Here is a 26,443-nt window from a genome sequence, read left to right on the forward strand (position 1 = left end):
GAGACCGCTTGCGACAACGAGACTCAGCAAGACGAGACATGCAGCCATCCGAGATCGACGAATTGAGAACTGAGACGTGGCCACGAGCCGAGAACCTTCCCCGAGATTGAAAGTTCACGAGCTTTCGAACATTCGGACCTCGTCGTCAAGCCACCCCAAGGTTCTTGTGCGCCCGCGCTAGACCAGTTGGACCTCCCAGTTCGCCCGTCCTCGGCTCTGCGCTGTCAAAGTCCGCGGGCCGATGCTCACCGGCGAGGTTGGGAGTACGACGGGCCGCGCACTTTGACTTCGACTAGGCGCGCTCATCGGCAGATCCGGATGGATCCGCTGTCGAATTGAACGCCTTACGCGCTGCCCGCTACTCGCTCTTCCGCACGTTCCGCCTCGGCTCCTGAGGGATGAGGAGCTCACCGGTGTCCGGGTCCTTGAACCCCACCTGGACCTCCTCGGACGTCTTGTGCCGCTGGGCCTGCGCATAGCTCGCGTAGGCCCGGCGGTCGGCGTCGGTGAGCTCGGGGCGGTCGACGAACAGGGTGCGCAGCGAGCGCGGCCACAGCCGGCGGGCCAGCACGACGTTGACCTCGATGCCGATCACGCCGATGAACGAGGCGACGTAGATGATGCCGATCAGGCCGAGCACCACGCCGAACGCCGCATCCATGCCCTCGGTGCCGGCCAGCACCTGGGTCGTGTAGTACTGCCCGACCTCCTGCAGCACCAGCCAGAGGACCGCGACGGTGACCGCACCCGGGGCCGCCCGGCCGAGGTGGTGGCGCCGGGCGGCGGCGAGCCGGAATACGACGGTCAGCAGGATCCCCACCAGCGTCACGTTGGCCAGGCGGATCAGCCACCGGATCAGGCTCGAGTCGCCGAAGATCTCGGCGCCCGCGATGGACACGGCGGTGATGGCGATCATGAAGACGCCCAGGGTCAGCAGGAGCAGCAGACTCTTGAACCGCAGGACGACGGGGTTGGGCCGGTTGTTCCTCGGCACCGACCAGGCGACGTTCAACGCGTTCTGGAGGGCCTGGCCGAGACCGAGCGAGCCGTACGTCGCCGCGAGCACCCCGACCACGACGCCTGTCGTCGACCCCTGCAGCCCGTCGGGCTGTCCGAGCTCCTCGCCGATGATCGGGAACGTCGTCAGCGCGGAATCTAGGACCTGCCTCTGCAGCTCGTCGTTGCCCTGGAGGACGAAGCCGAAGATCGAGGTCGCCAGCAGCAGGAGGGGAAAGACCGCCACCGTCGCGTAGAAGCTGACGATCGCCGCCAGGTAGGGGCCCTGGTCGTCGACGAACTTGAAGAACACGCCGACGGGGATGCCGAGGAACGACCGCTTGCGCTGCGCGCGGTCGAGCGTGTCGACGAACCCCACGCGGGGAGGCTAACCGTTGGCCGTCAGCCGACGACGGTCAGCGTGCCGTCGGAGTCCGTGGTGAAGAGCTGTACGCCGTCGGTGACCTCGGGGGCGTCGGCGCGCAGGGCGACCGCGATCTTGTTCGCGGCGTTGCGCGCGACATCGAGCACGACCTCGACGGCCTGCGCGTCGCTGAGGTGCTCGCGGACCCTGGCGACCACGTCGTCGGGGATCGCGGTCGGCGTCCAGATCATGGCGTCGACCAGCGCGAGGGCTGCCTTCGCCGACTCAGGGAGGTCGCTGTCGGCGTAGGTGTCGACGGCGGCGAACTCGACCTCGTCGGCGCCGGCCTGGATCGCGTCCTGCGAGCGCCGCGACGCGCACAGCCGGCAGTCGTGCTGGCGGGCGCCGCGCAGGCGGACGAGCTCGGTCAGCCTCGCGTCGAGCGCGCGGTGCTGGGCGACCGACGCCATGAACTCCTCCACGGACTCCCAGACACTGGCCACCGGGTAGCGACGGGGCGCCTCCGGCCACTCGGACGGCCCGAACAGCGCGTCGAGGGCCGCCCGCACCCGCGGTGCCACGTCGGCCACCCACACCATCTGCACCACGTCGAACTGGTGCTTGCCCGTGGCGAGCGCGAAGTCGTCACGCATCCCGTCGTCGATCACCGAGACGTCGACCCGGAACTGCTCGGCGAACCTTGCCACGCCCGGAGACTCGAGCACCTCGTCGTGGACCCCGCTGGGACGGATCTCCTGGAGCTTGGCGAACGTCTTTGCGACGTCCGGCGCGACCGACGTCAGGGCTGCGCTTCCAGAGTCCACTCCTGCGACGCTACTCCGCCCCCGAAGCCGAGGCCCGATCAACGGGACGATCAGTAGGACTTCGGCAGCCCCAGGGAGTGCATGGCCACGAAGTTGAGGATCATCTCCCGGCTGACGGGCGCGATCCGGCCGGCCCGGGTCGCCACGAGAAGCCCGGCCATGCCGTACTCCTGGGTGATCCCGTTGCCGCCGTGGGTCTGCACGGCGCGGTCGGCGGCGTCACACGCGGCCTCGGCAGCGGCGTACTTCGCCATGTTGGCGGCCTCCCCCGCACCCATGTCGTCACCGGCGTCGTAGAGCGCGGCGGCCTTCTGGGTCATCAGCCGGGCCATCTCGATCTCGATGTGGCTCTGCGCCAGCGGGTGTGCGATCGCCTGGTGCGCGCCGATCGCCTCCTTGAACACGACCCGCTCCTTGGCGTACGCCGCCGCCTTGTCGAGCGCGAACCGGGCGAGACCGGTCGAGAACGACGCCGCCATGATCCGCTCCGGGTTGAGACCGGCGAACAGCTGCACCAGCCCGCCGTCCTCGTCTCCGACGATCGCGTCGGCGGGGAGCCGCACGTCGTCCAGGAAGACCGTGAACTGGAGCTCGGGGCTCACGATCTCCATCGGGATCGCCTTCGCCTCGAAGCCCGCCGAGTCGGTGGGCACGACGAACAGGACGGGCTTGACCTTGCCGGTCTTCGCGTCTTCCGCGCGCGCGACGACGAGCACGTTGTCGGCCTCGTCGACCCCGGAGATGTAGATCTTGCGGCCGCCCAGCACCCACTCGTCACCGTCGCGGCGCGCGGTGGTGGTGATGTTGTGGGTGTTGGTGCCGGCGTCCGGCTCGGTGATGGCGAAGGCCATCGTGCTCGTGCCGTCGCAGATGCCGGGCAGCCAACGGCGCTTCTGCTCCTCGGTGCCGTAGCGGCTGATGATCGTCCCGCAGATCGCCGGACTGACGACCATGAGGAGGAGCGGGCAGCCCTGCGCTGCGAGCTCCTCGCAGACCGCGGCGATGTCACCGATGCCGCCGCCCCCGCCGCCGTACTCCTCGGGGATGTTGATGCCGAGGTAGCCGTTCTTGCCGATCTCCAGCCACAGGTCGGTGGTCTTGCCACCCGAGCGCGCCTTCTCGACGAAGTAGTCGCGGCCGTACTTGCCCGCGAGCTTGGCCACCTCCCTGCGCAGGGCCTGGCGCTCCTCGGACTCGCTGAAGTTCGTCACTCTGTCTCCTCCACTACTTCTTCCACCACGGCAAGGACCTCCCCGGCAGCGACCTGCTGCCCGGGCTTCACGTCGATCTCGGTGACCGTGCCGGCGTGCGGCGCGCTCACCCGGTGCTGCATCTTCATGGCTTCGAGCACGAGCACCGTCTGCCCGGCCTCGACCTGGTGTCCGGCCTCGACGTCGACGCTGACGACGGTGCCGGGCATCGGCGCCAGCAGGCTGCCGGTGGCGACCGAGTCGGCCGGGTCGACGAAGCGCGGGACCACGCGCAGTGCCACGTGTCCTCCGGGCCAGTCGACATCCACCCGCTCGCCGGCGATCGCGACGTCGTACGACGTGCGAACGCCGCCGGACTCCAGGACCACGTTGGTCGGGCTCGCCGAGACCACCGCGGCGTCCTCGACGACGTATCCGTCGCGTCCGCCCCACCACTCGACCCGAGTGCCGTCTTCGAACTCGGTGACCTGCGGCTGCGAGACGACGTTGCGCCAGGCGACGGGGATGCCACGCTGGACGGTCCTCGCCGCGCCGGCCGTCTCCGCCAGGGCGATCGCGGCGGCAGTCGCCGCATCCGTCGGTGGTTGAGGTGCGAGCGGAGCGAGCCTCGAAACCTCCGACAGGAAGGCGGTGCTGATGTCGCCCGCGAGGAACTCCACGTCCCGCAGGACGCTCACGAGCAGGTCACGGTTGGTCACCAGTCCGTGGATCTTGGCCCGGGACAGCACGCCGGCCAGCTTGCGTGCGGCCTGCTCGCGGGTAGGCGCGTGGACTACCACCTTGGCGAGCATCGCGTCGTAGTGCGTCGACACCTCGCTGCCGGTCTCGTAGCCGGTGTCCACGCGGACACCGTCGTCGGTCGGCAGCTCGAACCTGGACAGCACGCCGCTCTGCGGCTGGTAGTCGGCCGCCGGGTCCTCGGCGTAGAGCCGCACCTCGATCGCGTGGCCCGTCGGTGGTCGAGGTGCGAGCGCAGCGAGCCTCGAAACCTCCGACGCCCCCTCGGCCACCGCAAGCTGCATGGCCACGAGGTCGACGCCGTGCACGAGCTCGGTGACCGGGTGCTCGACCTGGAGGCGGGTGTTCATCTCCAGGAAGAAGAACCGCTCGGTAGGCGGGTCGTAGAGGAACTCGACGGTGCCCGCGCCGCGGTAGTGGATGGCCGCTGCCGCCGAGTGCGCCGCCTCGTGAAGGGCGAGCCGGACGTCGCCGGGCAGGTTGGGGGCCGGGGCCTCCTCGACGACCTTCTGGTGCCGGCGCTGGACGGAGCAGTCGCGCTCACCGAGCACGAGCACGTGGCCGTGCCCGTCGCCGACCACCTGCACCTCGACGTGCCGGCCGCGCTCGACGTAGGGCTCGACGAAGACGGTGCCGTCGCCGAAGGCGGAGACCGCCTCGGCCTCGGCCGCCGCGATCTCGCCCTGCAGGTCGGCCAGGGACCGCACGATCCGCATCCCCCGGCCACCGCCGCCCGCAGACGCCTTGACCAGCAGCGGGAGATCGGCCTCGGTCGGCTCCTCCGGCGCCTCGAGCACCGGCACCCCGGCCGCTCGCATGAGCTCCTTGGCGCCGATCTTGGACCCCATCTGCTCGATCGACTCGGGCGCCGGGCCGACCCAGGTGAGCCCGGCCGCCTCGACGGCGCGGGCGAAGTCGGCGTTCTCGGACAGGAACCCGTAGCCGGGATGGATCGCGTCGGCATCCGCCAGCTTCGCCGCGGCCAGTACCGCGTCGACATTCAGGTAGGTCTCGGCCGGTGTGTTGCCAGGCAGGCGCACCGCGGCGTCGGCCTCGCGGACGTAGGGCAGGCCCGCGTCCGCGTCGGAGTGGATGGCCACCGTGGAGATGCCGAGCGTGCGGCAGGTGCGGAAGACCCGGGACGCGATCTCGGCCCGGTTGGCGACGAGCAACCTCGTGATCACGGGCGGAACACCCCGAACCGGTCGGTGCCGGCGTACGGCTTGTTCTCGATGACCGAGAGGCAGATGCCCAGGACCGTCCGGGTGTCCCGCGGGTCGATGACGCCGTCGTCGTAGAGCATCCCGGACAGGAAGAACGGCAGGGACTGCTCCTCGATCTGGGCCTCGACGATCTCCTTGATGCCCTGGAACCCCTCGGCGTCGAAGACCTCGCCCTTGGACTCCGCGGACTGCCGGGCCACGATCTCCAGGACGCCCGCGAGCTGGGCCGGCCCCATCACCGCGGACTTGGCGGACGGCCAGGTGAACAGGAACCGGGGGTCGTAGCCGCGGCCGTTCATGCCGTAGTTGCCGGCGCCGTACGACGCCCCCATGATCACGCTGAGGTGCGGGACCGTCGAGTTGGAGACGGCGTTGATCATCATCGCGCCGTGCTTGATGATCCCGCCCTGCTCGTACTCCTTGCCGACCATGTAGCCGGTCGTGTTGTGCAGGAACAGCAGCGGGGTGTCGACCTGGTTGGCGAGCTGGATGAACTGGGTGGCCTTCTGCGCCTCCTCGCTGAAGAGCACGCCCTGCGCGTTGGCGAGGATGCCGATCGGGCGTCCGTGGAGCCTGGCCCAGCCGGTGACGAGCGATGAGCCGTAGAGCGGCTTGAACTCGTCGAAGGCCACGCCGTTGGTGGCCGAGACGCCGTCGCAGATCCGGGCGATCACCTCGCGCGGCTCGAACGGCTCCTTGAGGTCGCTGGGGATCAGGTCGAGCAGGTCGTCGGGGTCCGCGTCCGGCTCGGCGTACTCCCGGTGGTTGAGGTGCGACGAAGGAGCCTCGAAACCATCGGAGCCGCCGCGCTTGCGCCAATTGAGGCGGGCCATGATCCGGCGGCCGATCCGGATCGCGTCACGCTCGTCCTCGGCGAGATAGTCGGCCAGGCCGCTGGTGCGGGCGTGCATCTCCGCGCCGCCGAGCGACTCGTCGTCGGACTCCTCGCCCGTGGCCATCTTCACCAGCGGGGGGCCACCGAGGAAGACCTTGGCCTGCTCCCTGACCATGACGGTGTAGTCCGACATGCCAGGCACGTAGGCCCCTCCGGCGGTGGAGTTGCCGAAGACCAGCGCAATGGTCGGCTGCTTGGCCGCGGAGGACCTGGTGATGTCGCGGAACAGCTTGCCGCCCGGGATGAAGATCTCCTTCTGGGTCGGCAGGTCCGCACCGCCGGACTCGACGAGCGCGATCGTCGGCAGCCCGTTCTCCTCGGCGATCTGCGAGGCCCGGAAGATCTTCTTCACCGTCCACGGGTTGCTGGCACCGCCCTTGACGGTCGGGTCGTTGGCGGTGATCACGCACTCGACGCCCTCGACCACGCCGATGCCGGTCACGACGCTGGCACCGACCGCGAAGTCGGAACCCCAGCCGGCCAGCGGTGACAGCTCCAGGAACGCCGAGCCCGGGTCGACGAGCAGCTCGATCCGCTCCCGCGGCAGCAGCTTGCCGCGCTCGTGGTGCCGCGCGACGTACTTCTCCCCGCCGCCGAGCACCGCCTTGGCGTGCTCCTCCTCCAGTGCTGCGAGCTTGTCGAGCATCGCCTCGCGGTTGGTCGGCGCGGCCTGCGTGACCGTCACTGCTCGACCACCGCCTTCATCCGCTCCAGCGTGGTGCGCATCCCCTTCTCGTTGGTACGTCCGCGGAGGTGGCCCATCACCGACCAGTACAGGCGCAACGGCAGCATCGGCTCGAGCCGGAAGTACTCGGTGACGCGGGTGCCGCTCCCTCCGTCCTGGTTGGGCTCGGGCTCGAGCCGGTAGCCCCAGTTGTTCATGGTCACGTCGTCGGTGCCGACCGCGAACTCGAAGACCTCGTTCTCCACGCACTTGGTGACCTGGCACGGCGACCAGTACGTCGGGCCGACGCCGTTGCGGCGCACGTGGCCCTTGAACGACGCACCCACCTCGGGGCCGGTCGAGCCACGGGTCCACCTGGCCTCGAACGTCTCCGGCGAGAACTCACCGATCCGGGTGACGTCGCTGACCAGCGCCCACACCTTCTCCGGCGGCGCGTCCATGTGCACCGACACCTCACCGCCGAGCGGCTTGAACACTGCGTTCAGGAGGTTTGGCATCAGGAGTACCCCATCAGTCGTGCGGTCAGGTCGGTGAGCACCTCGGTCGCGCCCCCGCCGATCGGCAGGATGCGGGCGTCGCGGTAGTGCCGTTCGACCTCGGTGCCGTGCATGTAGCCGGTGCCGCCGTGCAGCTGCACCGCCTGGTCACAGACGTAGGTCGCCGCGTCGCACGCGGTCTGCTTGGCGAGGCAGGCCTCGGCGATCACGGTGTGCTTGTCTTCTGGGCTGCCGGCGACGTGCCGCTCCGCGACGTGCCGGGCGTAGGTGCGGGCGACCTCGACCTGGCGACGCATCTCGACGAGCTTGTGCCGGACGACTTGGTTGGCGATGAGCGGCTTGCCGAACGTCTCGCGCTCGCGACAGTAGGCCGCCGTCAGCTCGAGCGAGCGGGCCGCGATCCCGTAGGCGTGCACGGCGAGCGCGATCCGCTCGACCACGAACTGCTCGGCGATCTGGTAGAAGCCGGTGTTCTCCTCACCGACCAGGTTGGCCACCGGGACGTGCACGTCGACGTAGGACAGCTCGGCGGTGTCCGAGCAGTGCCAGCCCATCTTGCGCAGTGACCGGTCGACGGCGAAGCCCGGCGTGCCCGCCTCGACGACGAGCAGCGAGATGCCGGCGTGGCCTCCCAAGGAAGGGGTGGAGCCGCCGGTGCGGACGGCGGTGGTCACGAAGTCCGCGCGGACACCGCTGGTGATGAAGGTCTTGGCGCCGTTGACGACGTAGTGGTCGCCCTCCCGCACCGCGGTCGTGCGGATGCCGGCCACATCGGACCCGCCGTCGGGCTCGGTGACGGCAAGCGATCCGATGAGCTCGCCGGCGAGGGTGGGCCGGACGAACCGGTCCACGAGGTCGGTGTTGCCGGATGCTGCCCAGTCAGCGACCAGGTGCGGCAGGGCGATGCCGCTCGTGAACAGGCCGGCCATCAGGCCGCTCGAGGCACCGGCCGCGAACATCGCCTCCTGGAGGTCGACCGAGTCCATCAGCGTCCCGCCGCCCCCGCCGACCTCCTCGGGGAACGAGAGGCCGAGCAGGCCCTGCTTGCCGGCCGCGAGATGCAGCTCGCGGGGGATCGTGCCGGCGTCCTCCCACTCCTGGAGGTGGGGAGCCACCTTGCGACGCACGAACTCGGCGCCGAGCTCGCGGATCGCGTCGGCTTCCAGCCCGCCTTGCGGTGGTCTCGACCCGCCGGTCGCGACCTCGTTCCTCGGTCGCCCGGCTTGCTCGACCTCCCCTCGCGACGCAGCGCGCTCGTTCCTTGCGCCCTGCGGCTCGGTGATCACAGGAGGTCCTCCTGCACGTGCACGACCCGCGACCGCAACCACTCACCGAGTCCCTTGGCCTGCGGGTCGAACCGGGTCGACGCGGCGACGCCCTGGCCGAGCAGGCCGTGGATGACGACATTGACGCCGCCGAGGTTGGGCAGCAGGTAGACGTCGACGTCCAGCTCGGTGGCCTCGGGCACCAGCTCGCGGACCTTGCGCGGGCTCATCAGCTTGGCGAGCCAGGTGATCCGGGCGTCGCGGCGCGGGTCGCCGTCGTTGGCGACCCAGAGACCGACGTTGGCGTCGCCGCCCTTGTCCCCGGACCGGGCGTGCACGAACGTGCCCAGCGGCACCCGCCGGGTGATCGAGTCCGTGGGCGCGGCGTACGGCGAGGGCCGGCGTCCCTCGTCCGGGTCGGCCACCGAGAACTCGGTCGGGTCGGCGACGACCTCGCGCCGGCCTTCGGCGTGGACCACGGTGTGCTGCACCCGCGCTCGCTCGACGTACTCGGGTCGGTAGAGGCCGTACGGCGTCGGCGGCTGCGGCGGGGTGGTCATGGTGAAGCCGGGGTAGGACGCCAGCGCCAGCTCCACCGCCGGACCGGTGAACGCGCGACCGACCGGGTCGGGGCTGGGATCCATCACCGTGCACCGCAGCAGCACCGAGGCACCTTCCTCGGTGTCGGCGTCCGAGGTCGGGGTGGTGACCCTTGACCAGGCGACCTGCGCAGCCGTGAGTGAGGGCGTGAGCTGGTTGCGCACCCAGTCGCCCTTCTCCTCGACGTCGAGCCCGGTGAGCACGAACTCGACCTGGTTGCGAAAGCCGCCGAGCTCGTTGACGCAGACCTTGAGCCGCTCGGGTGGCGCCTCGCCGCGGACGCCGCTGATGGCGACCCGGTCCGGCGCGTCCTGCGCGAGGCGGATCGAGCCGAGGTCGGTGGTCACGTCGGGGTTGAGGTAGCGGGTCGACTGGATCTCGTAGAGCAGCTGCGCCGTGACCGTGTCGACCGTGACCGCGCCACCGGTGCCGTCGTGCTTGGTGATCACGCTCGAGCCGTCGGCGGCGATCTCGGCGACCGGGAAGCCCAGCGGCTGGGTCGGGTCCATGCCGGCCCGCACCAGCCGGCGGAACCCGGAGAAGTTGCCGCCGGTCGCCTGCGTGCCGCACTCGATCACGTGCCCGGCGACGACCGCACCCGCGAGCTCGTCGTACGACGTCTGTGTCCAGCCGTGGTGAGCGACGGCCGGCCCGACCACGACACTGGCGTCGGTCACCCGGCCGGTAACGACGACGTCGGCGCCGGCGGTCAGGGCGGCCGCGATGCCGAAGCCGCCGAGGTAGGCGTTGGCGGTGAGTGCACCGTCGAACCGTGTCATTCCTTGGGCAACGAGCGGGCGCAGGTCGTCGCCCTCGACGTGGGCGACCTGGGGGTCGAGGCCGAGAGCCTTGGCCACTTCGCGGACCCGGTCGGCGAGGCCGGCAGGGTTGAGACCGCCGGCGTTGCTGACGATCTTGACGCCCTTCTCCAGGGCGAGGCCGAGGCAGTCCTCGAGCTGCCTCACGAAGGTCCGGGCATAGCCGAGCGCCGGGTCCTTCATGGTGTCCTTGCCGAGGATGAGCATGGTCAGCTCGGCCAGGTAGTCACCGCTGAGCACGTCGAGGGCCTGCCCGTCGGTGCTGCCCTCGAGCTGCTCGCGCATCGCCGACAGCCGGTCGCCGTAGAAGCCGGAGCAGTTGCCGATCCGGATCACCTCGGTCATGCGCCCGCCTCCCGGCCGGGTCCGGCCGGGCCCGCGAAGGCCTGGGCGATCCGTAGCCACTGCTCGGCGTCCGCACCGACCGAGACCAGGTCGGTGTCGTCGCGGTGCACGCGCTGGGTGACGAGCAGGCAGAAGTCGTACGCCGGGCCCGCGACCGACTGGGGCGCGTCCTCCGGGCCCCACGTCCACGTGTCGCCACTGGGCGATGTGAGCCGGATCCGGAACTCGTCGGCCGGCGGCTCGAGCTCGTGCTGCGCGAAGGCGAAGTTGCGGGTGCGGACGCCGAGGTGCGCGACGTGCCTGATCCGGTCGGTCGGCTCGGGTCGGGACTGTCCGGTCACCCGGGCGGCGGCGTCGTAGACGTCGAGCGCGTGCGCCCAGGTCTCCATGAACCGCGCGGTGACCATCGAGGGCGGCGACATCGGCGGGCCGAACCACGGCAGCTTGGACCCCTTGGGCACGTCGAGCAGCGCCATGCGCAACCCCGCGCGGCCGGCCGCCCAGCGACCCAGGACCTCGTCGCGCGGGAGCTCGGCCAGCTCGTGGGCCCCGGCGTCGACGAAGCCGAACGGGTCGGCGATCGCCGCGAGCACGACTTCGTCCCAGGCCGCCTTGTCGGCCTCGCTGCGCAGGGAGTGCGCCGCGAGCACCGCGACCTCGTCGGTCCAGAGCAGGTGCGCGATCGAGGTGGCGACGTCCCAGCCCTCGGCGGGCGTGGCGGCGCGCCAGCCGTCCTCTCCGAGCCGCTCGACGGTCTCGCGGAGCTGGTCGCCCTCGGCCTGCAGGTCATCGAGGAGTGTGGTGAGCAGGTCGGTCATGCTGCCTTCCCCAGTGCGCTGTCGAGGGTGCGGGCCCACTGGTCGAGGATCCGGCCGCGCCGCCGGGCGTCGTCGGAGATGGTGCCGGCGAGGCCGAGCCCACGCACCAGGTCGAGGGTGGCCTGCACCAGCTCACGGACCCCGGGCGTCGACTCGTCGGCGCCCAACAGCTCGACGGTCAGCCGGTGCACCTCACGCCCGACCCGCTGCTCGAGTGGTGCGACCGCCGCGAGCAGCGTCTCGTCGGTGCGGGCCGCGACCCAGAGCTCGAGGGCGGCGGTGAAGACCGGTGAGGTGAAGTGGTCCCCGAGCATCTGCAGGACCGCCCGGGTCCGCCTGGCCCCGGTCGGCAGCGCCTCCGCGGCCGCGGCGAGCTCGGCCCCCCGCACCTCGGTCAGGTGCTCGACGGCGGCGACCACCAGGTCGTTCTTGGTCGGGAAGTGGTGCAGCTGCGCACCACGGCTGACTCCGGCCCGCTCGCTGACCAGCGTCGTCGACGTCCCGCTGAAGCCGCGCTCCACCAGGAGCTCGACCGTCGCCTCCATCAGCCGGGCCCGCATCGCCCGGGTGCGCTCCTCCTGGGGCACGCGCAGCGGGGCCCGGGTCACCGAGTCAGGATGGCGGAGACATCAACAAACAGTCAAGCCTGACTTTTTATAAGAGGTAGGTGAAGAGCCCCGGGACGGTCGACGTCCCGCCCGGAGTCGTCACCGAGACAGACACAGGCCCAAGAGCGTGCGCAGGCGTCGTCGCGCTGATCGAGGTGTCGGAGTCCACGGTGAACGACGTCGCCGCCGTGCCACCGAACTCCACGGCCGTGGCGCCGGTGAACCCGGTCCCGGTGATGGTCACCGCGGTCCCGCCGCTGGGCGGACCAGTGGCCGGCAGGACCAGCACCACGACCGGTGCTGCAGGCAGCTCGAGGTAGGTGAACAGCCCCGGCACCGTCGAGGTGTCCACCGGCGTGGTCACCGACACCGCCACCGGACCAGCCGCATGCGCGGGTGTGGTCGCGGAGATCGAGGTGTCGGAGTCCACCGTGAACGACGTCGCCGCCGTCCCGTCGAACTCCACCGCCGTCGCACCCGTGAACCCCGTGCCGGTGATCGTCACCGCCGTCCCCCCGGTCACCGGACCAGTGGGCGGCGTCACCAACACCACCACCGGCGGCACCGGGACCTCGAGGTAGGTGAACAGCCCCGGCACCGTCGAGGTGTCCACCGGCGTGGTCACCGACACCGCCACCGGACCAGCCGCATGCGCGGGTGTGGTCGCGGAGATCGAGGTGTCGGAGTCCACCGTGAACGACGTCGCCGCCGTCCCGTCGAACTCCACCGCCGTCGCACCCGTGAACCCCGTGCCGGTGATCGTCACCGCCGTCCCCCCGGTCACCGGACCAGTGGGCGGCGCCACCAACACCACCACCGGCGGCGGCGCGGGAGCCTGGTAGGTGAAGCTCAGCGGGGCGGACGTGCCGGCAGGGGTCTGCACCGTCACGGGCACCGCGCCGGCGGCGTGTGCCGGGCTGGTGGCGCGCACGGCGGCGTCCGAGAGCACGGTGAACGGCGCCGGGACGCCACCGAAGGACACCGACGTGGTCCCGCTCAGACCGGTGCCACTGATGTCCACCACGGTGCCCCCGGCGGTCGGTCCGGAGCTGGGGTCGAGACTCGTGATGACTGGCGCCCTCGGTGGCGCGGGCACAACAGGGGCGGCGACATAGGTGAACCGGGCCCGACGCGTCTTCTTGGACTTGCCGGCCTTGGTGACGACGCGGACGGCGACCGATCCGGCGGCGCGTGCCGGCGCGACGACGATCACCTTGCGCGGGTTCTTGACCCGCAGGTTGGTCCCCTTGGCCGTTCCGAAGAGGACCTTCTTGACCTTGACGAACCGCTTGCCCTTGATCTTGACGACGGTCCCGCCCGCCGTGGGGCCGGACGAGGGCTTGACCCTCTTGACGACGGGCTTGGCCACCTTGGCTGCCCGGGTCGGCGCGACCCGTTCGGCCTGCTCGCTCGCCGTCGCCACGACACCGGAGACACGGGACGCGGTGAGCACCCCGGCGTGGACCGGCCCGGCGACGACTCCGAAGGCCAGCACGAGGCTCAGCCCGACCGCCAGGCGTGCTCCCACGCCGCGCCCTCCCATCGTCGAACGGTAGATGAGAATGCGACCTAGGGTGGGCGCTTCGGTCGAATCGACTACTGCCCATACGGTGAGCGCGAATCAGTCCAGGCGGGCGACCAGCGGCAGCCTCGACCGCGCGAAAGCCGCCACGACGGCCGCGGTGAGCAGGGGCAGCGCCACGACCAGCCCGAGGACCATCAGCCAGGGCACGTCCAGGAACGGGCCGGTCGACAGCCCACTCGCGGCACAGGAGCCCGAGCCCTCGACGATGCAGTAGTCACCGGGCATCGAGGTCAGCGGGTAGGTGACCGCGATGCCGGGGATGAAGCCGACCGCCGCACCCAGCACCGCGCCGACGAACCCGACGACGACCGCGTACGCCGCTGCGACTCCGCGTCTGGTCCGCGGCGCCGCCCCGACCGCCGACAGCGTGGCCAGGTCCGGCCGGGCATCGGAGAGGGCCAAGAAGGTCGCGGTCAGGGTGCCGCCGAGCATCAGCACCGCCCCGAGGCCGACCAGGATGAGCTGGACGATGAGGGTCTCGTCGTCCTGCTGGTAGCCGCGCTCGACGTAGAGCGAGGCGTACTCGTCGATCCCGCCGAGAGCCTCGTTGATCGCCTCCTCCTCGTCCGCGCTCACCTGGCCCTCGCCGATCACGAGCGCCACCACCGCCGGCTCGACGCCCAGCTCCGCCGCCGCGGCGGTGGAGGCGATCGCGACCGGCCCGGCCCACGGCTTCTCCAAGGCCACGAACTCGGCCGGCACCGTGGCGGTGGCCTTCGCGACGGAGGTGCCGCCGTCCGGGGAAAAGGTCTCACGGACCAGCTTCGCCTCGGTGGCATCGACCTCCACACCCGGCGAGGTGAACGCGACGATGCCACCGGAGCGCAGCGACGCCTCGGCGCGGGCGACATCGTCCTCCGCCACGCCCACCAACCCGGAGGGAAGCCCGTCGTCGGACACGAGGATCGTGGCACCCAGGCTGCTGCCAGAGCTGCCGAGCAGGTAGTCGACACCAGGAACGCGGACGTCCGTGTAGTAGTAGCTGCCGTCGGGCGCAGTCTCGGTCAACCCGAGCTGGTCGGTCACCTCGGCGTCCGGAGCCTCTCGCTGGATCACCGCGCGGTAGGACGGCCAGGCCGGGTTCTCATAGCCGGTGACGACGCCGACCCCGTCAGCCACGGAGGCCGTGTAGGTCTCCCGGTTCTCGGCCTGATCCGAGGTGAGCCCGACCCCGAGTGCCACGACTCCGGCCACGGTGGCCGCGACCGCCGCTACGGCGGGCACGGTCCGGGTCCGGTGACGTGCGGCATCGCGCACGGCGTAGCGGAGGACGAGCGGCAGTCGGCCGCCGACCCTGCCCAGGCCGACGAGGACCAACGGGACCAGCAGGATCATGCCGAGCACGGCCGGGATGGCGCTGGCGGCGATGAGGATCTCCCCGCCCCCGGTCGCACCCACGACCGACCCGGCGATGCCGCCGCCGAGCAGGACCAGGCCCAGCAGCGGCGACTTCAGGGAGGGAGCACGGTCGCCGCGGCGACCGGCGAGGACCGCGACGACGTCCTGCCGGGAGGCGATGAAGGCCGGGACGAGGGCAGCGAGGAACGCGCTCAGCATCCCGAACCCGGCCACCCCGGCCAAGTGCAGCCACGGGACCTCGAACGGGCCGAGGTAGGACGCGGACCGCTCCTGGACGAGGGGTACCAGTGCCCGTGCCGCACCGATGCCGAGGGCGACACCCAGCACGGCAGCGACGCTGCCGAGCACGATGGCGCCGCCGATGACCACCCGGCGAGTTTGGACCGGAGTGCCACCTGCCGCCGCCATCAAGGCGAGGCTGCGCTGCTGCTTGCGGGCGCCCACGGCGAACGCCGGGCCGGCGAGCAGGACGACCTCGATGAGGGCCATCACCACGATCAGGACGATGACGGCCATCGTGTCGCCGCTCGACGACATGCCCTGCACGGACTCCGGCCACTCCGAGACGGGCGGTGGGTCGGTGATGACCGCCCGGGAGGCGACCGTCGCCCCGATGGCGTTGAGCTCGCGGACGGTCTCCCACGAGACGGGCTCCCCGTCGACCAACCACGACCGGCTGGTCTCGGCCTCGAGGCCGAAGGCACCCAGTGGCCCGGCGGCGACCGGGAAGTCGCGGGTGCTCGTCGACTCGGCGGTGCCCACGATGACCGGGTCCACCCGGCCGGCGCCGGGCCGGTCGAGGGTCTCGCCGATCTGGTAGCCCTTGGCCACCATGGCCTCGTTGACCACGACCTCGCCGGCGTCCTGGGGCCAGCGGCCCGACGTCAGGTCGTAGAGGCCGCGGGTGACCGGGTCGGTCAGCTCGAGCTCGGTCAGCCCGGCAGTCACCGTGCCCTTGTCCGTGCGTACCTCGCTCTCGCCCTGGCGCAGCTCCAGCAGCCGGGCGCCCCCCAGCGCCGCGGCCACCTCCTCCGCCGTCGCCATGGGGTTGTCGCCGGTGCCGCCCGAGGTCCCGAAGGCGTCGTCCGGGTCGGGGCTCTGCTCGACGTCGTCGACGCCGAGCTGCACCGAGACGAGTGCCTCAGCCGAGCCCATCCGCCGGTCGATCGACTCGACACCCGACACGTTCGAGGTCTGCATGAGCACGTCGGCCGTCGTCACCGCGAGAACAGGCAGCGCGATCATCACCAGGACGAGCACGCTGCGGCCGCGGTGCCGCACCGCGTCGCGTCGGGCGACCCGAAGGGGCAGCCGCCAGCCCCGCAGGGGCCCGAGAGGTGAGGTCATCGGGTGGCGCCCGAGTCGACCAGCGCCTCCACCCGGTCCGCGCCGGTCTCGTCGACGACGACGCCGTCGCGCAGGAACACCACGCGGTCCGCCCACGCCGCGTGCCGCGCCTCGTGGGTGACGAGGACTCCGGCGGCACCCGCGTCGCAGCGCGACCTCAGCAGCCGCAGGATCTCCTCGCCGGTCTCGGTGTCCAGAGCCCCGGTCGGCTCGTCAGCCAGGATCAGCCGCCGCTCCCCCACCACCGCCCGGGCGATCGCGACCCGCTGCTGCTGACCACCCGACATGTTGTCGGGGAAGCGGTCGGCGAGCTCGGCGATGCCCACCTCGTCGAGGGCGGTGCGGGCCATCGCGCGCGCCTGGCGGCTGCCCATCCCGTCGAGCTCGAGCGGCAGGGAGACGTTCTCGGCGGCGGTGAGCGCCGGGATGAGGTTGAAGTCCTGGAAGACGTAGCCGATCGACGTACGCCGCATCCGGGCCCGGCCCTTCTGGCCCAGCATCGCCAGGTCGGACCCCTCCACGGAGACGGTGCCCGACGTCGGCGCGTCGAGACCGCCGGCGAGGGTCAGCAGGGTCGACTTCCCGGAGCCGGAGGGCCCCATGACGGCGACGAGCTCTCCGGATTGCGCGGCGAAGGTGACCGCCTTGAGGGCGTGCACCTCCGTCTCGCCCTCGCCGTGGATCCGCGTGACGGCGTCGAGCTGGAGCACGGTGCTCATCGAGCCGTCCTCTCCGGCGAGGCGGGGGCGTTCGCACTGGTCGGCGCCGGCTTCTCGAGCGTGGCCCGGCGCAGCCGGGCCTCGCAGTGGTCGAGCCACCGCACCTCGGCCTCGGCGTTGAAGATGAGCGACTCGAGCACCAGGCCCCAGGCGAGGTCGCCCGGCGTGCTGTCGTCGCGGCCGCGCTTGAGCCTCGTGTAGTCCTGCAACGCCGAGATGGTGGCGCTGCGCTGCTGCTGGATGACCGTGCCGACGTCGACCCCCGGGACGGTGACGGCCAGCGCGAGCTTGATGGCCAGCTCGTCACGCGGTGGCGTGGTGCGCCCGACCGGTGTGGTGAACCAGGTGGCCACCTCGTCTCGGCCGGCCCGGGTGACCTCGTAGACGACGTGGCCCTCGTCGTCCGCACCCGACCCGGTGACGAGCCCGTCGCGCTCGAGCCGGGTGAGCGTCGTGTAGACCTGCCCGACGTTGAGCGGCCAGGTGGCGCCCGTGCGCCGCTCGAACTCGCTGCGCAGCTGGTAGCCGTACATCGGGCCTTCCTCCAGCAGCGCCAGCAGCGCCTGTCGCACCGACATCAGGGTTCTCCTCGGTCCGGCTCGGTAGATACTGCGTATGTATACCCCGTATGTATCCGGCCGAGCAAGGGGCCAACCGGTCACCCGGGGGAGGAATCGTCGCCATTCCGCCCCGGCCGCGACGCTCCTCGCCCTAGCCTCGATCCATGTCGAGCACACCGCCCGGCGGCTACCAGCCCGGGGACTACATTCCGTTCAAGGACCGTGACCCCGACAACCCCACCGCCATCGCCGGCCAGCCGACCTGGAGGGAGCAGGTGGCGGCGCAGCAACCGGCCGGGGCACCACACGACCCCTACCGGGCGATCTACGGCTACGACGCCCCCAGCCGCGTCGAGCTCGCCGGCTGGGGTCGACGGGTGCTGGCCTATGCGTTCGACAGCTTCCTGGCCTTCGTCGTGGGCTCGCCGTTCTTCGTCGGCTACTGGCAGTTTCTGAGCACGCTGGAGACCAGCACGGACGCCTACGGGGAGCCCACACTCACCGCGGGCAGCGAGGTCCCCACTTCCGCGCTGGCGCTGATGGCCGTCGGCGGAGTGCTCTACGGCTTGTTCTACATCTACAACTGGTGCTGGCGGCAGGGCCGGACCGGCTACACCTTCGGCAAGACGGTCGTCGGCATCAAGCTGGTCGGTGAGCGCACCAGGGAGCCGATCGGGGGCGTGATGTCCTTCGTCCGCCAGCTCGCGCACATCGTGGACGGCCTGATCTGCAACCTCGGCTACCTCTGGCCGCTCTGGGACGCCAAGAAGCAGACGTTCGCGGACAAGATCATGGGCACGCTGGTGATCGTCCAGGCGCACGAGCGACCTCAGGACCCGGCGCACTACGTCGCCCAGGAGATGCCCCCCGCCTAGGCGACGCGCGGCCGGACGCGAGACTGGCTGCATGTCGACCATCCTCATCACCGGCGCGTCCTCGGGTCTCGGCGCCGAGATGGCCCGCCAGCTCGCCGCCCGCGGCCACGACCTCGCACTGTGCGCGCGGCGCACCGACAAGCTCGACGCGCTGCGCGACGAGATCCGCGCCGCCGACCCCCGCCGCCGGGTCGAGGTCCGGGCGCTGGACGTCACCGACGACGACCAGGTCTTCGAGGTCTTCCGCGGCTTCCACTCCGACTTCCGCACGATCGACCGGATCGTGGTCAACGCCGGTCTCGGCAAGGGCGCCCCGCTCGGCACCGGTGGGCACGCGGCCAACCGCGAGACGGCGGTGACCAACTTCCTCGGGGCGCTGGCGCAGTGTGACGCCGCGATGGAGATCTTCCGGGCCCAGGAGCGCGGCCACCTGGTCGTGGTGTCGTCGATGTCGGCGATGCGCGGGCTGCCGAAGACGATGACGACCTACGCCGCCACCAAGGCGGGTGTCGCTCACCTGGCCGAGGGCCTGCGCAACGAGCTCTACGGCACCCAGCTCGGCCGGACCGTGAAGGTGACCGTGCTCTACCCCGGCTACATCGCCTCGGAGATGAACGAGCACGTCCGCGACAAGACGCCCCTGATGGTCTCGACCGAGAAGGGCGTCAAGGCGATGGTGGAGGCCATCGAGAAGGAGAAGGCCGACGCCTGCGTGCCGCCGCTGCCGTGGGCCGCCCTGGCCCCGGTCATGCGGCACGCACCGCTGCCGGTGTTCAAGCGCCTGCTCTGAGGTCCTTGCGGACGCGGAGTCCCGGCTCCCGGTCGGTGATCTCGAGGTCCATCCCGGACAGCACGTGGCTCAGACCCCGGTGCTCGGCGGTGCGCCAGGCGAACCCGACGGTGAGGACGGCGTACGCCGCGAGCAGCGTCAGCCCCAGCCGCGGGTCGAGGGGCGCGAGCAGGAAGACCGGGCCCACGCCGGTGGCGAGCTTGACCACGCGCGCCGGGACCGTCCAGGCCGGCCGGCGGGCGATGGCGCGCACCGAGACGACGAGCTCGCCGACGGTGCGGCCGGCGACGAGCACCAGGAGCGCCTCGGCGGTGAAGGGCACCGCCCACTGGAGCAGGCTCTGCGTGTCCATCTCACGGGGGCCCAGGGAGTCGAGCGGCCGGTCACGGACGTAGAGCTGCCAGGCACGGAAGCCCAGGCCCGAGGCCGCGCCGAGCATCGCCACGAACAGGACGTCGCAGACGAACCCGACCAGCCGGCGCCCGAACGAGACGTGCGTGGGCATCACGACGTCCGGCCTCCGGCGGCGCACCAGGAGCAGTGACACCAGCGAGCCGACGGTGGCTCCCAGCGTGTTGACCACGAGATCGTCGACGTCGAAGAGCCGGTAGGCGCAGTCGTAGAGGTTCCAGACGCCGGTGCGCTGGGTGAGCTCGATGAGCAGCGAGACCCCGAGCCCGAGTGCGGTCGCGACCAGCACGCCGCGGTGCAGCACGGCCCGGACGAAGTAGCCGAGCGGGACGAACAGCAGCACGTTGAGGGCGATCTGGAGGAACGCCGGGTCGCGCAGCAGCGCGGCCGGCCCCTCCTCGGGCAGCCGGACCGTCCCGAGCGACCCGAACAACCGCAGCTGGCTGCCCTGGCACCGGAAGGTGTCCTCCGCCGGCATCGGCAGCAGCGTGTAGGTCCAGAGCGCCAACGCGTAGACGGCGGCGGTCACGAGGATCGCCAGGTCCTTGGGGCCGAGCCGGCCGTCGAGCCGGTATTGGACGGCGGCCACGGGGATCAACAGCACCACGGCGAGCACCGAGCCCAGGGCGACCGCGATCAGCGCGTTGGTCGCCTGGTCGTGCACACGCCGAAGTTAGCGGCCGGAGCTAGCGATAGGTGACGAGCTCCCGGTCGAGCCACGAGTGCTCGTTGAACGTGAGCAGCCGGGCACCGGTCGAGCCGACGACGACCCGGGTGACCGAGGCGTTGACCATCACCGCGTTGAAGCGCGCCCAGCTCGACGCCAGGCGGCGGGGCTCCTCGCCGACCTCGGTGAGCATCGCGCAGGCGGCCGCGATCGGGCCGCCCGAGGTGACCACGACCGCCGTACGCCGCTCACCGGCGTTGCGGGCCGCGTGACCGATCGCGTCACGGACCCGGCGCAGGAAGTCGACGAACGACTCGGGGTAGTCGGAGTCGTAGGCGCCCGAGGCCCACCTGGCGGTCGCCTTCGTGTAGAGGTCGTGGAAGGCCCTCACCTCGAGCTGGCCGGCCCGCAGCTGGGCCAGCTCGGTCTCGCTCAAGGTGGGGTAGGCACTCATCACCGCCAGGTGGTCGAGCTCCGCCCACCTCTCGTCCACCTGGGCCTCGAGCTCCCACGGGGTGGACAGCAGCATCTCGTCGGCGGTCTCGCGCTGTCGCCGCAGGCCGCCGTGGATCAACGTGGTGGGCGACACCCCGTAGTCGGCCAGGGTCTTCGCCACCTTGCGGCTCTGGCGTACGCCGCGCGAGCTCAGCACGTCGTAGTCGGCAGTGCCGAACGACGCCTGGCCGTGGCGGACCAGCATCACTACGCCCATAGGACCATCGTCTCCCCGAATTCGCCTCTCATCCGGCCACCGTCGTCACGACTCGTGCCCGCCGGACCGGATCGGTCCACGCGTCCCGGGCGTGCAGCATCCGGACCAGCGACCAGGTGAGAAACGGTACGGCCACGAGCACCGAGGCCTGCCAGGTGTCCAGCATCGCCAGACCCGAGAAGACCAGACTCGTCAGCGTCGTGGTGACGGCGAGCTTGGTGGAGTAGCCGACCATGACGACGGGCGGGGCGGGGGTGGCGCGCGCGGAACGCAGGTCCACGGCATAGGGCCGTCTGGTGGACCAGCGCATCGCCGCGGACACCACCTGCAGGACGACCACCACCCAGGTGCACAGCAGTGCGGCGAGCTCGGGCGCCGACGGCAGGCCGGCCCTCAGTCCGGCGATCACGATCGTCGTGAGCGACGCCACGAGCAGGAACTCGGCCAGCACCCAGGCCCGGGCACCGAACACGGTGGCCGGCGCGACCGGCAGGCTCTCGCGCCACAGGCTGCCTCGGTGGTCCAGGCACCAGGAGTTGACGCCGAACAGCAGGGCGCCACCGGAGGCGACGAGTCCCGGCAGGATGGTCATCTGGCTCCAGGTGAGGTCGCCGGCCAGGGCGACCAGACCCGGGCCGATGGCCAGCACGGCCAGGCCACGTCGCATCGGCACTGCGCGCCACACCGAGGCGCGGTCGGTGCGGACCAGCCCGGCGTACGGCGAGCGTGGCAGGCGCCGCGCGGGATAGCTGCCGCTCTCGACCTTCAGCTCGTCGCGCGGCTGGTTGCGTGCTGCGAGGTGTGCCGGCACGGCGCCGAGGGCTACCGCGACGACCAGGACGGCGATCTCCACGCCCATGGACGCGGCCCAGCGGCCGTTGAACCCGTCGATGAAGCCGACGACCAGCCAGCGGGTCTGGAGGGCGTCGAAGGTGGCCGCCACCCGGCCGGTCAGCTGGAGCGCCACGGCTCCCACCGCCAGCGCCAGCCCGACGCCGCGGATGATGACGATGCCGTGGGTGGTCCTGCGCACCGCCTCGACGGTCCAGGCCACGACCTGGCCCACCGCGGTGGCCGCAGCGATCCAGACGAGCATGCCGAGCTGGGCGGCGAGCAGCGTGCCGGACTCGAAGCCGTACGACGCCAGCCCCAGGAGCACCCAGGCCTGGATGAGCCAGGCGATGTTGAGGGGGGCGAGCAGCAGCGCCCCGAGGTGGTCCGTGGTGGGGCTCACCGGATAGGCGACCCCGTGCTCGCGGCTGAGGAGCTCCCGACCACCACCGGAGGCAATGGCCGAGGCGATCGCGAGGAACAGCAGGCCGGCCATCGCGGTCGGGATGAGCAGCAGGGCGTCGAGCGAGTAGCCCTCGTGGCTGCCGGCTCCCTCGAGGAACGCCGGAACGACGGCCGCGGCGACGGTCAGCCCGCCGAAGGTGCCGACGGCGGCGAGCACGACCCCGCGGCGGCGCACGCTCGTGGCTCGGAAGGCGATCAGGTGCCGGACGTCCTGTGACGCTCGTCGAACCTCAGTCCAGGAGGCTGCGGTAGGCACGGGCCCCCTCCTCGCCGGCCATCTCGCGCGCGGTGGCGGTGGCCACCTGGGCGCCCCCCCGCAGCACCAGCACCGAGGAGCACGCCTCGACGGCGAGCTCACGCAGATGGGTGGACACGAGGACGCAGGCACCGAGGGCCCGGGCGTCGTTGATCACCTCGAGGGTGGCCTCGACCCCGATCGGGTCGACGCCGTCGAACGGCTCGTCCAGCAGCAGCACCGGAGGCTGGTGCAGCACGGCGAGGCACACCGACAGCCGGCGGCCCATGCCGTGGGAGAAGCCGGAGGTGACCCGGTGGGCGACATCGCCGAGCTCGAAGCGCTCGAGCAGGTCGCGAGCGCGTTCCTCCCACGACTCCAGGCGACGCAACCGGGCGGACAGCTGCAGGTGCTCCCACGGCGTGGCCCGCGGCACGAGTCCCCCGACGTCGGGGCAGTAGCCGACCGCGCGCTTGACCTCCAGCGGGTGCTGGCGCACGTCCCAGCCGGCCACGTGCACGCTGCCGGCGGTCGGCGGGACCACGCCCGCGAGAACCCGCATCGTCGTCGACTTGCCGGCTCCGTTGCGGCCCAGCAGCGCGGTCGAGTGACCGGCCGTGGCCTGGAGGTCGACCCCGGAGACGGCCTCGACCTCGCCGAAGCGCACGTGCAGGCTCCGGACGTCGACGACGGGTGGAGGCGGCGGGTTCACGGGAGAATCCTCCCCCGCAGTCCGGCCTCGCGTCCGGCGTACGACGGAAATCCACCCGAAGGTCCTATGTGATCCCGCCGACCCGCCCGGACAGCGTCGCCGGGAGGGTCAAGAGGATCAGCTGGTCCCGGGTCAGGCCGGGAAGGCACCGCCCGACGCGGCGGGGTCGCGATGCGCTCAGCCGCCAGTTGGCGTCCACAGACGAAGCTTCCGACTGGCCGATGACCTCGACCCCGATCTGGCCCTGAGGGCAGAGGAGCACTTGATCGAGCTCGCGGGCGACCACGACGCCAAGGCGTTGAAGGGCTTGGCCCGCGCCATCCTGGAGGTCGTGGCCCCCGAGGTCGCCGACGCCCACCTGGCCAAGCTCCTGGAGAAGCAGGAGCGCGATGCCGAGGAGGTCAACCGGTTCCGGATCTGGGAGACCCCGCAAGGCAGGGTGCGCGGCGACTTCGACCTCGACGGCTTCTCCGGGGCGGCGTTGAAGAAGGCCCTCTTCGCGCACGCCGCACCCAAGCACCGCGCCGCCAACGGTCCGCTCGGCGAGCGGCTACCCACCGCCGAACGACTCGGGGAGGCGTTCGCCGAATACGTCCGCCGCTACCCCGCCAACAAGCTCCCCCAGGCCGGCGGCCTCAACGCCACCGTCGTGGTCCTGATGCCCTACCAGACCCTGATGGGCGACCTCAAGGCCGCCAAGCTCGACACCGGCGAACACCTCTCCGCCGCACTGGCCCGCCGGATCGCCTGCGAAGCCGGGATCATCCCCGCCGTCCTCGGCGGCAAGTCCCAGGTCCTCGACCTCGGCAGGTCCAAACGCTTCCACTCCACAGCCCAACGGATCAAGGCCACCATCGAACAAGGCGGCTGCCTCGAGGAAGGCTGCGACGCCCCACCCGCCTTCACCCACATGCACCACCCCACCCCCTGGTCCAAAGGCGGCCGCACCGACGGCGACGGCTGGATGCTCTGCCCCTCCGCCCACCAACGAGCCCACGACCCCCGCTACACCCACGAACGACTGCCCAACGGCAAGGTCCGCTTCCACCGACGGGAGTGAGGAGCCCTCGTACCCGCGCCATGATCGGAGGCCGCTCCGCGGCATGTCCGGACGATTGCCCCACATCTCACGCGTCTGATGAGTGCTAAGTGAGGCAGTCGGTCATCGGCACGACCGCACGGCGGCAGATTCGGGCGCTTGGCTACGACAAGTCCCAAGTGGGATTCGCGCTGGAGTAGGCAAGGACGAGGACCAGAGCGAGGCCGAGTTCAAGCAACGTAGCGGCCAAGATGCGGCCCCCCACTCCGCGCCAACCCCGGTCGGGAAGTAGGGCGACTCCCAGTAAGAGGGTGGCGGCGAGCGCAAGCATGGGGACGTAGACGGTTCGGTCGAGGGATGAGCGCCACGCGATAGTCGCCGGGATTGCGAAGAGCGCCAGTTGGACAGCAACCGTCGCCCAACCCCACGGCCAGTCTGGGTCGAGGCCACGAGGAGCGACGCTCCCGTCCAACTTGGTCATGGCCACAGGCTGCCGCAGACCTGCCCGCTTATCGCGACATGTGCGGATGGCCGCTCCGCAGCGGCTGAGAAGCACCACAGTTGAGGACGAGCTTGGGCGTCGTGCTGGCCGCGGAGTCCGATGCTGTGTTGTCTTCGCTGCACGAACTCAAGGCGAGGATGGCGGCAGCAACAAGGAAAGGTGCGGACTTCCCGGTGGCCATGTTCATCGGACGCAGCGTGCACTGAGATGGCTCCGCGTGCCACCGCAACCGCTAATCGCTCAGCGTCATGACCGGACGGCCTTACGCTGATGATCGGACGTCACGCCTGTCACCGTGATTGAGCGAGTTTCTGCAGACGTTCGTTCACGGGAATGCCGTGAGCCTTCGCTGCTTCGACAGTGGCGCGAAGGGTGCGTAGGCGTCTTCCTTCGAGTTCACCGTCGTCAAACATCTCCAGCCGCTCCAAGCCAACTCGCACATCTTCGATTGCACCGAGACGTCGGTCCTCAGCCGTCCTCAGACCGTCTATCTGCTCTCGTGCAGTGACGAAGTGCGAGACCGAGTAGCCGCTGACGGCAGCCACCTCGGTCTCGTCCCAGACTGAATCCATGTAGTGCTCAATCGTGAAGAGAGCGGCTCGCACGAGGCGGACCTCCGCATGGTCGAACGTCATGGACCCGTCTGGGTGTCGTTGCACTTCTTGACGATAGGCGCGCGCTTGGGCACCAGGCACCGGCTTTTGGGTCCTCGCACATCGCGGCAGAACCGGATAGCCGCCCAGCGAACGTTATTCGCGGCATGTGCGGATGGCCGCTCAGCGCCACGCCCTGACCAACTCGGCGATGTCCTTCGCGGCAGCGGTGAGCGCCTCACCCGCATCCAGCCGCACTTTCGCCTCAACTCTCCAGCCCCCAGGCGTGCTTGACTCCCACAGCAGCACCTGAAGGTTGACGTGCCCGTCATGAGTCGCCTCGATGCTGAGGTCGCCCTCGATCGACCTGTAATCGCGGCTGCCCTTCCACCCGCGCCAGTCGGCGGCTAGGTCGGCGAAGTAGGTAGCCAAGGTGCTGAAGCCGCCGTCGTAGCCCTCGTAGACCTGACGTGATGCGCGAAGGTCCGGTCCGTCAAGGGTGACCGTCAACAGTTGGCTGGGAACCGCTGTCACCGGGTCTGGGTCCGAGAAGATCAGCGTCGTCGTCGCGTCACCGATCACCACAGGCTCCATGTCCAAAGCATGACTCACGAGAGATCCGCTCATCGGCATGAGCGTGCGGGTGTGAGCGCTGTGATCCGTCATGAGCGGACGCCTTCACACGGACCCTAGGTCGAAGTCGGCCATCGGGTCATTCGAAGGACGGCCACCTCGTCGCCTGTAGCTCAAGGAAGTGGCGGGTCCGGATGGTCTCCTGCGAACCCCTGTGCAGCGGTTTCGTCGATGAGTCCTTGTTCGAGCAGCCACTCGACCGCCCGACGCTGGGCGCGCACGTCGCGAAACGTGTGCCATACCTGGATCAGAGCGCCGCCCTCGCTCCCGTAGAGCTCGTCCTTGAACCGTCTGAAGGGCTTGCGTCCCTCGAGCGCGCGAGCGAGTCGACGTGCGATCCGCTCGTCGGTGATGCCGTCGGTGAAGTCAGCCATGTCTTGGAACCAGACAGGTGACGGGAGCGGGTCGACGAGCCACGAGAGGTCATAGGTGTCCTGCTGGGCCAGAGCATCGCCGATCGCCTCGAGGTCGAGGGCGCTCAGATCGAGCATGGTCCAGCCTGGCATCGGTCTGGCGCGGCC

At 70.7% G+C, this 26,443-nt stretch carries 25 protein-coding genes; 3 read left to right on the top strand and 22 right to left on the bottom strand.

The genetic code is table 11. The features are described 5' to 3' along the window. Nucleotides 1-358: 358 nt before the first annotated feature. From ACYVC6_RS01160 to ACYVC6_RS01225, 14 genes are all read right to left on the bottom strand, one after another. On the bottom strand, nt 359-1,375 hold the full coding sequence (locus ACYVC6_RS01160) for a YihY/virulence factor BrkB family protein (protein WP_460710103.1): 1,017 nt from the start codon (nt 1,373-1,375) through the stop codon (nt 359-361). Nucleotides 1,376-1,398: 23 nt separating this feature from the next. Continuing rightward, entirely contained in the window at nt 1,399-2,184 is a 786-nt protein-coding gene (locus ACYVC6_RS01165; RefSeq protein ID WP_460710105.1) for a carboxymuconolactone decarboxylase family protein, read from the bottom strand. Between the two features lie 50 nt (nt 2,185-2,234). Next, nucleotides 2,235-3,395, bottom strand: coding sequence for an acyl-CoA dehydrogenase family protein (locus ACYVC6_RS01170; RefSeq protein WP_460710107.1), 1,161 nt, complete (start codon nt 3,393-3,395; stop codon nt 2,235-2,237). After that, a complete protein-coding gene (locus ACYVC6_RS01175; protein ID WP_460710109.1) occupies nt 3,392-5,317 on the bottom strand; it encodes an acetyl/propionyl/methylcrotonyl-CoA carboxylase subunit alpha in 1,926 nt (641 codons plus the stop codon). Before ACYVC6_RS01175 ends, ACYVC6_RS01170 begins: the two co-directional genes overlap by 4 nt. Then, a complete protein-coding gene (locus ACYVC6_RS01180) occupies nt 5,314-6,897 on the bottom strand; it encodes an acyl-CoA carboxylase subunit beta (RefSeq protein ID WP_460713282.1) in 1,584 nt (527 codons plus the stop codon). The genes ACYVC6_RS01175 and ACYVC6_RS01180 overlap by 4 nt, the downstream gene beginning before the upstream one ends. Before the next feature lie 35 nt (nt 6,898-6,932). Next, nucleotides 6,933-7,433, bottom strand: a complete 501-nt coding sequence (locus tag ACYVC6_RS01185) for an SRPBCC family protein (protein ID WP_460710111.1) — start codon at nt 7,431-7,433, stop codon at nt 6,933-6,935. After that, nucleotides 7,433-8,719: an acyl-CoA dehydrogenase family protein gene (locus ACYVC6_RS01190; protein WP_460710113.1), complete on the bottom strand. Its 1,287-nt coding sequence runs from the start codon at nt 8,717-8,719 to the stop codon at nt 7,433-7,435. The genes ACYVC6_RS01185 and ACYVC6_RS01190 overlap by 1 nt, the downstream gene beginning before the upstream one ends. Continuing rightward, on the bottom strand, nt 8,716-10,461 hold the full coding sequence (locus ACYVC6_RS01195; protein ID WP_460710115.1) for an acyclic terpene utilization AtuA family protein: 1,746 nt from the start codon (nt 10,459-10,461) through the stop codon (nt 8,716-8,718). The genes ACYVC6_RS01190 and ACYVC6_RS01195 overlap by 4 nt, the downstream gene beginning before the upstream one ends. Beyond that, the gene (locus ACYVC6_RS01200; RefSeq protein ID WP_460710117.1) at nt 10,458-11,279 is read right to left on the bottom strand and encodes a TIGR03084 family metal-binding protein; all 822 of its coding nucleotides are present in this window, start codon (nt 11,277-11,279) and stop codon (nt 10,458-10,460) included. Before ACYVC6_RS01200 ends, ACYVC6_RS01195 begins: the two co-directional genes overlap by 4 nt. Beyond that, nucleotides 11,276-11,887: a TetR/AcrR family transcriptional regulator gene (locus ACYVC6_RS01205; RefSeq protein ID WP_460710119.1), complete on the bottom strand. Its 612-nt coding sequence runs from the start codon at nt 11,885-11,887 to the stop codon at nt 11,276-11,278. The genes ACYVC6_RS01200 and ACYVC6_RS01205 overlap by 4 nt, the downstream gene beginning before the upstream one ends. 46 nt (nt 11,888-11,933) lie before the next feature. Next, complete coding sequence (locus ACYVC6_RS01210) at nt 11,934-13,430, bottom strand: IPT/TIG domain-containing protein (protein ID WP_460710121.1); 1,497 nt, start codon at nt 13,428-13,430, stop codon at nt 11,934-11,936. A 78-nt stretch (nt 13,431-13,508) separates the two neighbouring features. After that, nucleotides 13,509-16,178, bottom strand: coding sequence for an ABC transporter permease (locus ACYVC6_RS01215; RefSeq protein ID WP_460710123.1), 2,670 nt, complete (start codon nt 16,176-16,178; stop codon nt 13,509-13,511). After that, on the bottom strand, nt 16,175-16,897 hold the full coding sequence (locus tag ACYVC6_RS01220) for an ABC transporter ATP-binding protein (protein ID WP_460710125.1): 723 nt from the start codon (nt 16,895-16,897) through the stop codon (nt 16,175-16,177). The genes ACYVC6_RS01215 and ACYVC6_RS01220 overlap by 4 nt, the downstream gene beginning before the upstream one ends. Further along, nucleotides 16,894-17,475, bottom strand: coding sequence for a PadR family transcriptional regulator (locus tag ACYVC6_RS01225; protein ID WP_460710127.1), 582 nt, complete (start codon nt 17,473-17,475; stop codon nt 16,894-16,896). The genes ACYVC6_RS01220 and ACYVC6_RS01225 overlap by 4 nt, the downstream gene beginning before the upstream one ends. 146 nt (nt 17,476-17,621) lie before the next feature. Between ACYVC6_RS01225 and ACYVC6_RS01230 the strand changes: the two genes are divergently transcribed. Then, a complete protein-coding gene (locus ACYVC6_RS01230) occupies nt 17,622-18,332 on the top strand; it encodes an RDD family protein (RefSeq protein ID WP_460710129.1) in 711 nt (236 codons plus the stop codon). A gap of 31 nt (nt 18,333-18,363) precedes the next feature. Then, a complete protein-coding gene (locus ACYVC6_RS01235) occupies nt 18,364-19,122 on the top strand; it encodes an SDR family oxidoreductase (RefSeq protein ID WP_460710131.1) in 759 nt (252 codons plus the stop codon). On the opposite strand, the gene ACYVC6_RS01240 is transcribed toward ACYVC6_RS01235, so the two are convergent. The 4 genes from ACYVC6_RS01240 to ACYVC6_RS01255 are packed head-to-tail and all read right to left on the bottom strand — an operon-like array spanning nt 19,106 to nt 23,155. Next, nucleotides 19,106-20,197 (bottom strand): VanZ family protein, encoded by a 1,092-nt coding sequence (locus ACYVC6_RS01240; RefSeq protein WP_460710133.1) that lies wholly within the window; start codon nt 20,195-20,197, stop codon nt 19,106-19,108. The genes ACYVC6_RS01235 and ACYVC6_RS01240 overlap by 17 nt on opposite strands. Nucleotides 20,198-20,219: 22 nt before the next feature. Then, nucleotides 20,220-20,912: a histidine phosphatase family protein gene (locus tag ACYVC6_RS01245; RefSeq protein WP_460710135.1), complete on the bottom strand. Its 693-nt coding sequence runs from the start codon at nt 20,910-20,912 to the stop codon at nt 20,220-20,222. Nucleotides 20,913-20,940: 28 nt separating this feature from the next. Beyond that, nucleotides 20,941-22,383, bottom strand: coding sequence for a hypothetical protein (locus tag ACYVC6_RS01250; RefSeq protein ID WP_460710137.1), 1,443 nt, complete (start codon nt 22,381-22,383; stop codon nt 20,941-20,943). A 55-nt stretch (nt 22,384-22,438) separates the two neighbouring features. Continuing rightward, nucleotides 22,439-23,155: an ABC transporter ATP-binding protein gene (locus ACYVC6_RS01255; RefSeq protein WP_460710139.1), complete on the bottom strand. Its 717-nt coding sequence runs from the start codon at nt 23,153-23,155 to the stop codon at nt 22,439-22,441. Between ACYVC6_RS01255 and ACYVC6_RS01260 the strand changes: the two genes are divergently transcribed. After that, the gene (locus ACYVC6_RS01260; RefSeq protein ID WP_460710141.1) at nt 23,061-24,215 is read left to right on the top strand and encodes a DUF222 domain-containing protein; all 1,155 of its coding nucleotides are present in this window, start codon (nt 23,061-23,063) and stop codon (nt 24,213-24,215) included. The genes ACYVC6_RS01255 and ACYVC6_RS01260 overlap by 95 nt on opposite strands. A 142-nt stretch (nt 24,216-24,357) precedes the next feature. On the opposite strand, the gene ACYVC6_RS01265 is transcribed toward ACYVC6_RS01260, so the two are convergent. From ACYVC6_RS01265 to ACYVC6_RS01280, 4 genes are all read right to left on the bottom strand, one after another. Beyond that, nucleotides 24,358-24,675 (bottom strand): hypothetical protein, encoded by a 318-nt coding sequence (locus ACYVC6_RS01265; RefSeq protein WP_460710143.1) that lies wholly within the window; start codon nt 24,673-24,675, stop codon nt 24,358-24,360. Nucleotides 24,676-24,986: 311 nt separating this feature from the next. Then, nucleotides 24,987-25,331 carry a hypothetical protein gene (locus ACYVC6_RS01270; RefSeq protein ID WP_460710145.1) on the bottom strand — a complete coding sequence of 115 codons (345 nt, stop codon included), beginning with the start codon at nt 25,329-25,331 and terminating at the stop codon, nt 24,987-24,989. Between the two features lie 141 nt (nt 25,332-25,472). Next, entirely contained in the window at nt 25,473-25,955 is a 483-nt protein-coding gene (locus ACYVC6_RS01275) for a DUF6228 family protein (RefSeq protein WP_460710147.1), read from the bottom strand. 80 nt (nt 25,956-26,035) lie between these two features. Beyond that, nucleotides 26,036-26,413, bottom strand: a complete 378-nt coding sequence (locus ACYVC6_RS01280; protein ID WP_460710149.1) for a UPF0158 family protein — start codon at nt 26,411-26,413, stop codon at nt 26,036-26,038. Nucleotides 26,414-26,443: the final 30 nt, after the last annotated feature.

Source organism: Nocardioides dilutus, from assembly GCF_054779555.1.

Coding starts and splice junctions, on each gene's coding strand:
- ACYVC6_RS01180 (WP_460713282.1), bottom strand. CDS start 6,897: ATGCTCGACAAGCTCGCAGCACTGGAGGAGGAGCACGCCAAGGCGGTG.
- ACYVC6_RS01185 (WP_460710111.1), bottom strand. CDS start 7,433: ATGCCAAACCTCCTGAACGCAGTGTTCAAGCCGCTCGGCGGTGAGGTG.
- ACYVC6_RS01195 (WP_460710115.1), bottom strand. CDS start 10,461: ATGACCGAGGTGATCCGGATCGGCAACTGCTCCGGCTTCTACGGCGAC.
- ACYVC6_RS01200 (WP_460710117.1), bottom strand. CDS start 11,279: ATGACCGACCTGCTCACCACACTCCTCGATGACCTGCAGGCCGAGGGC.
- ACYVC6_RS01210 (WP_460710121.1), bottom strand. CDS start 13,430: ATGGGAGGGCGCGGCGTGGGAGCACGCCTGGCGGTCGGGCTGAGCCTC.
- ACYVC6_RS01215 (WP_460710123.1), bottom strand. CDS start 16,178: ATGACCTCACCTCTCGGGCCCCTGCGGGGCTGGCGGCTGCCCCTTCGG.
- ACYVC6_RS01220 (WP_460710125.1), bottom strand. CDS start 16,897: ATGAGCACCGTGCTCCAGCTCGACGCCGTCACGCGGATCCACGGCGAG.
- ACYVC6_RS01225 (WP_460710127.1), bottom strand. CDS start 17,475: ATGTCGGTGCGACAGGCGCTGCTGGCGCTGCTGGAGGAAGGCCCGATG.
- ACYVC6_RS01230 (WP_460710129.1), top strand. CDS start 17,622: ATGTCGAGCACACCGCCCGGCGGCTACCAGCCCGGGGACTACATTCCG.
- ACYVC6_RS01235 (WP_460710131.1), top strand. CDS start 18,364: ATGTCGACCATCCTCATCACCGGCGCGTCCTCGGGTCTCGGCGCCGAG.
- ACYVC6_RS01245 (WP_460710135.1), bottom strand. CDS start 20,912: ATGGGCGTAGTGATGCTGGTCCGCCACGGCCAGGCGTCGTTCGGCACT.
- ACYVC6_RS01265 (WP_460710143.1), bottom strand. CDS start 24,675: ATGACCAAGTTGGACGGGAGCGTCGCTCCTCGTGGCCTCGACCCAGAC.
- ACYVC6_RS01270 (WP_460710145.1), bottom strand. CDS start 25,331: ATGACGTTCGACCATGCGGAGGTCCGCCTCGTGCGAGCCGCTCTCTTC.
- ACYVC6_RS01275 (WP_460710147.1), bottom strand. CDS start 25,955: ATGACGGATCACAGCGCTCACACCCGCACGCTCATGCCGATGAGCGGA.
- ACYVC6_RS01280 (WP_460710149.1), bottom strand. CDS start 26,413: ATGCTCGATCTGAGCGCCCTCGACCTCGAGGCGATCGGCGATGCTCTG.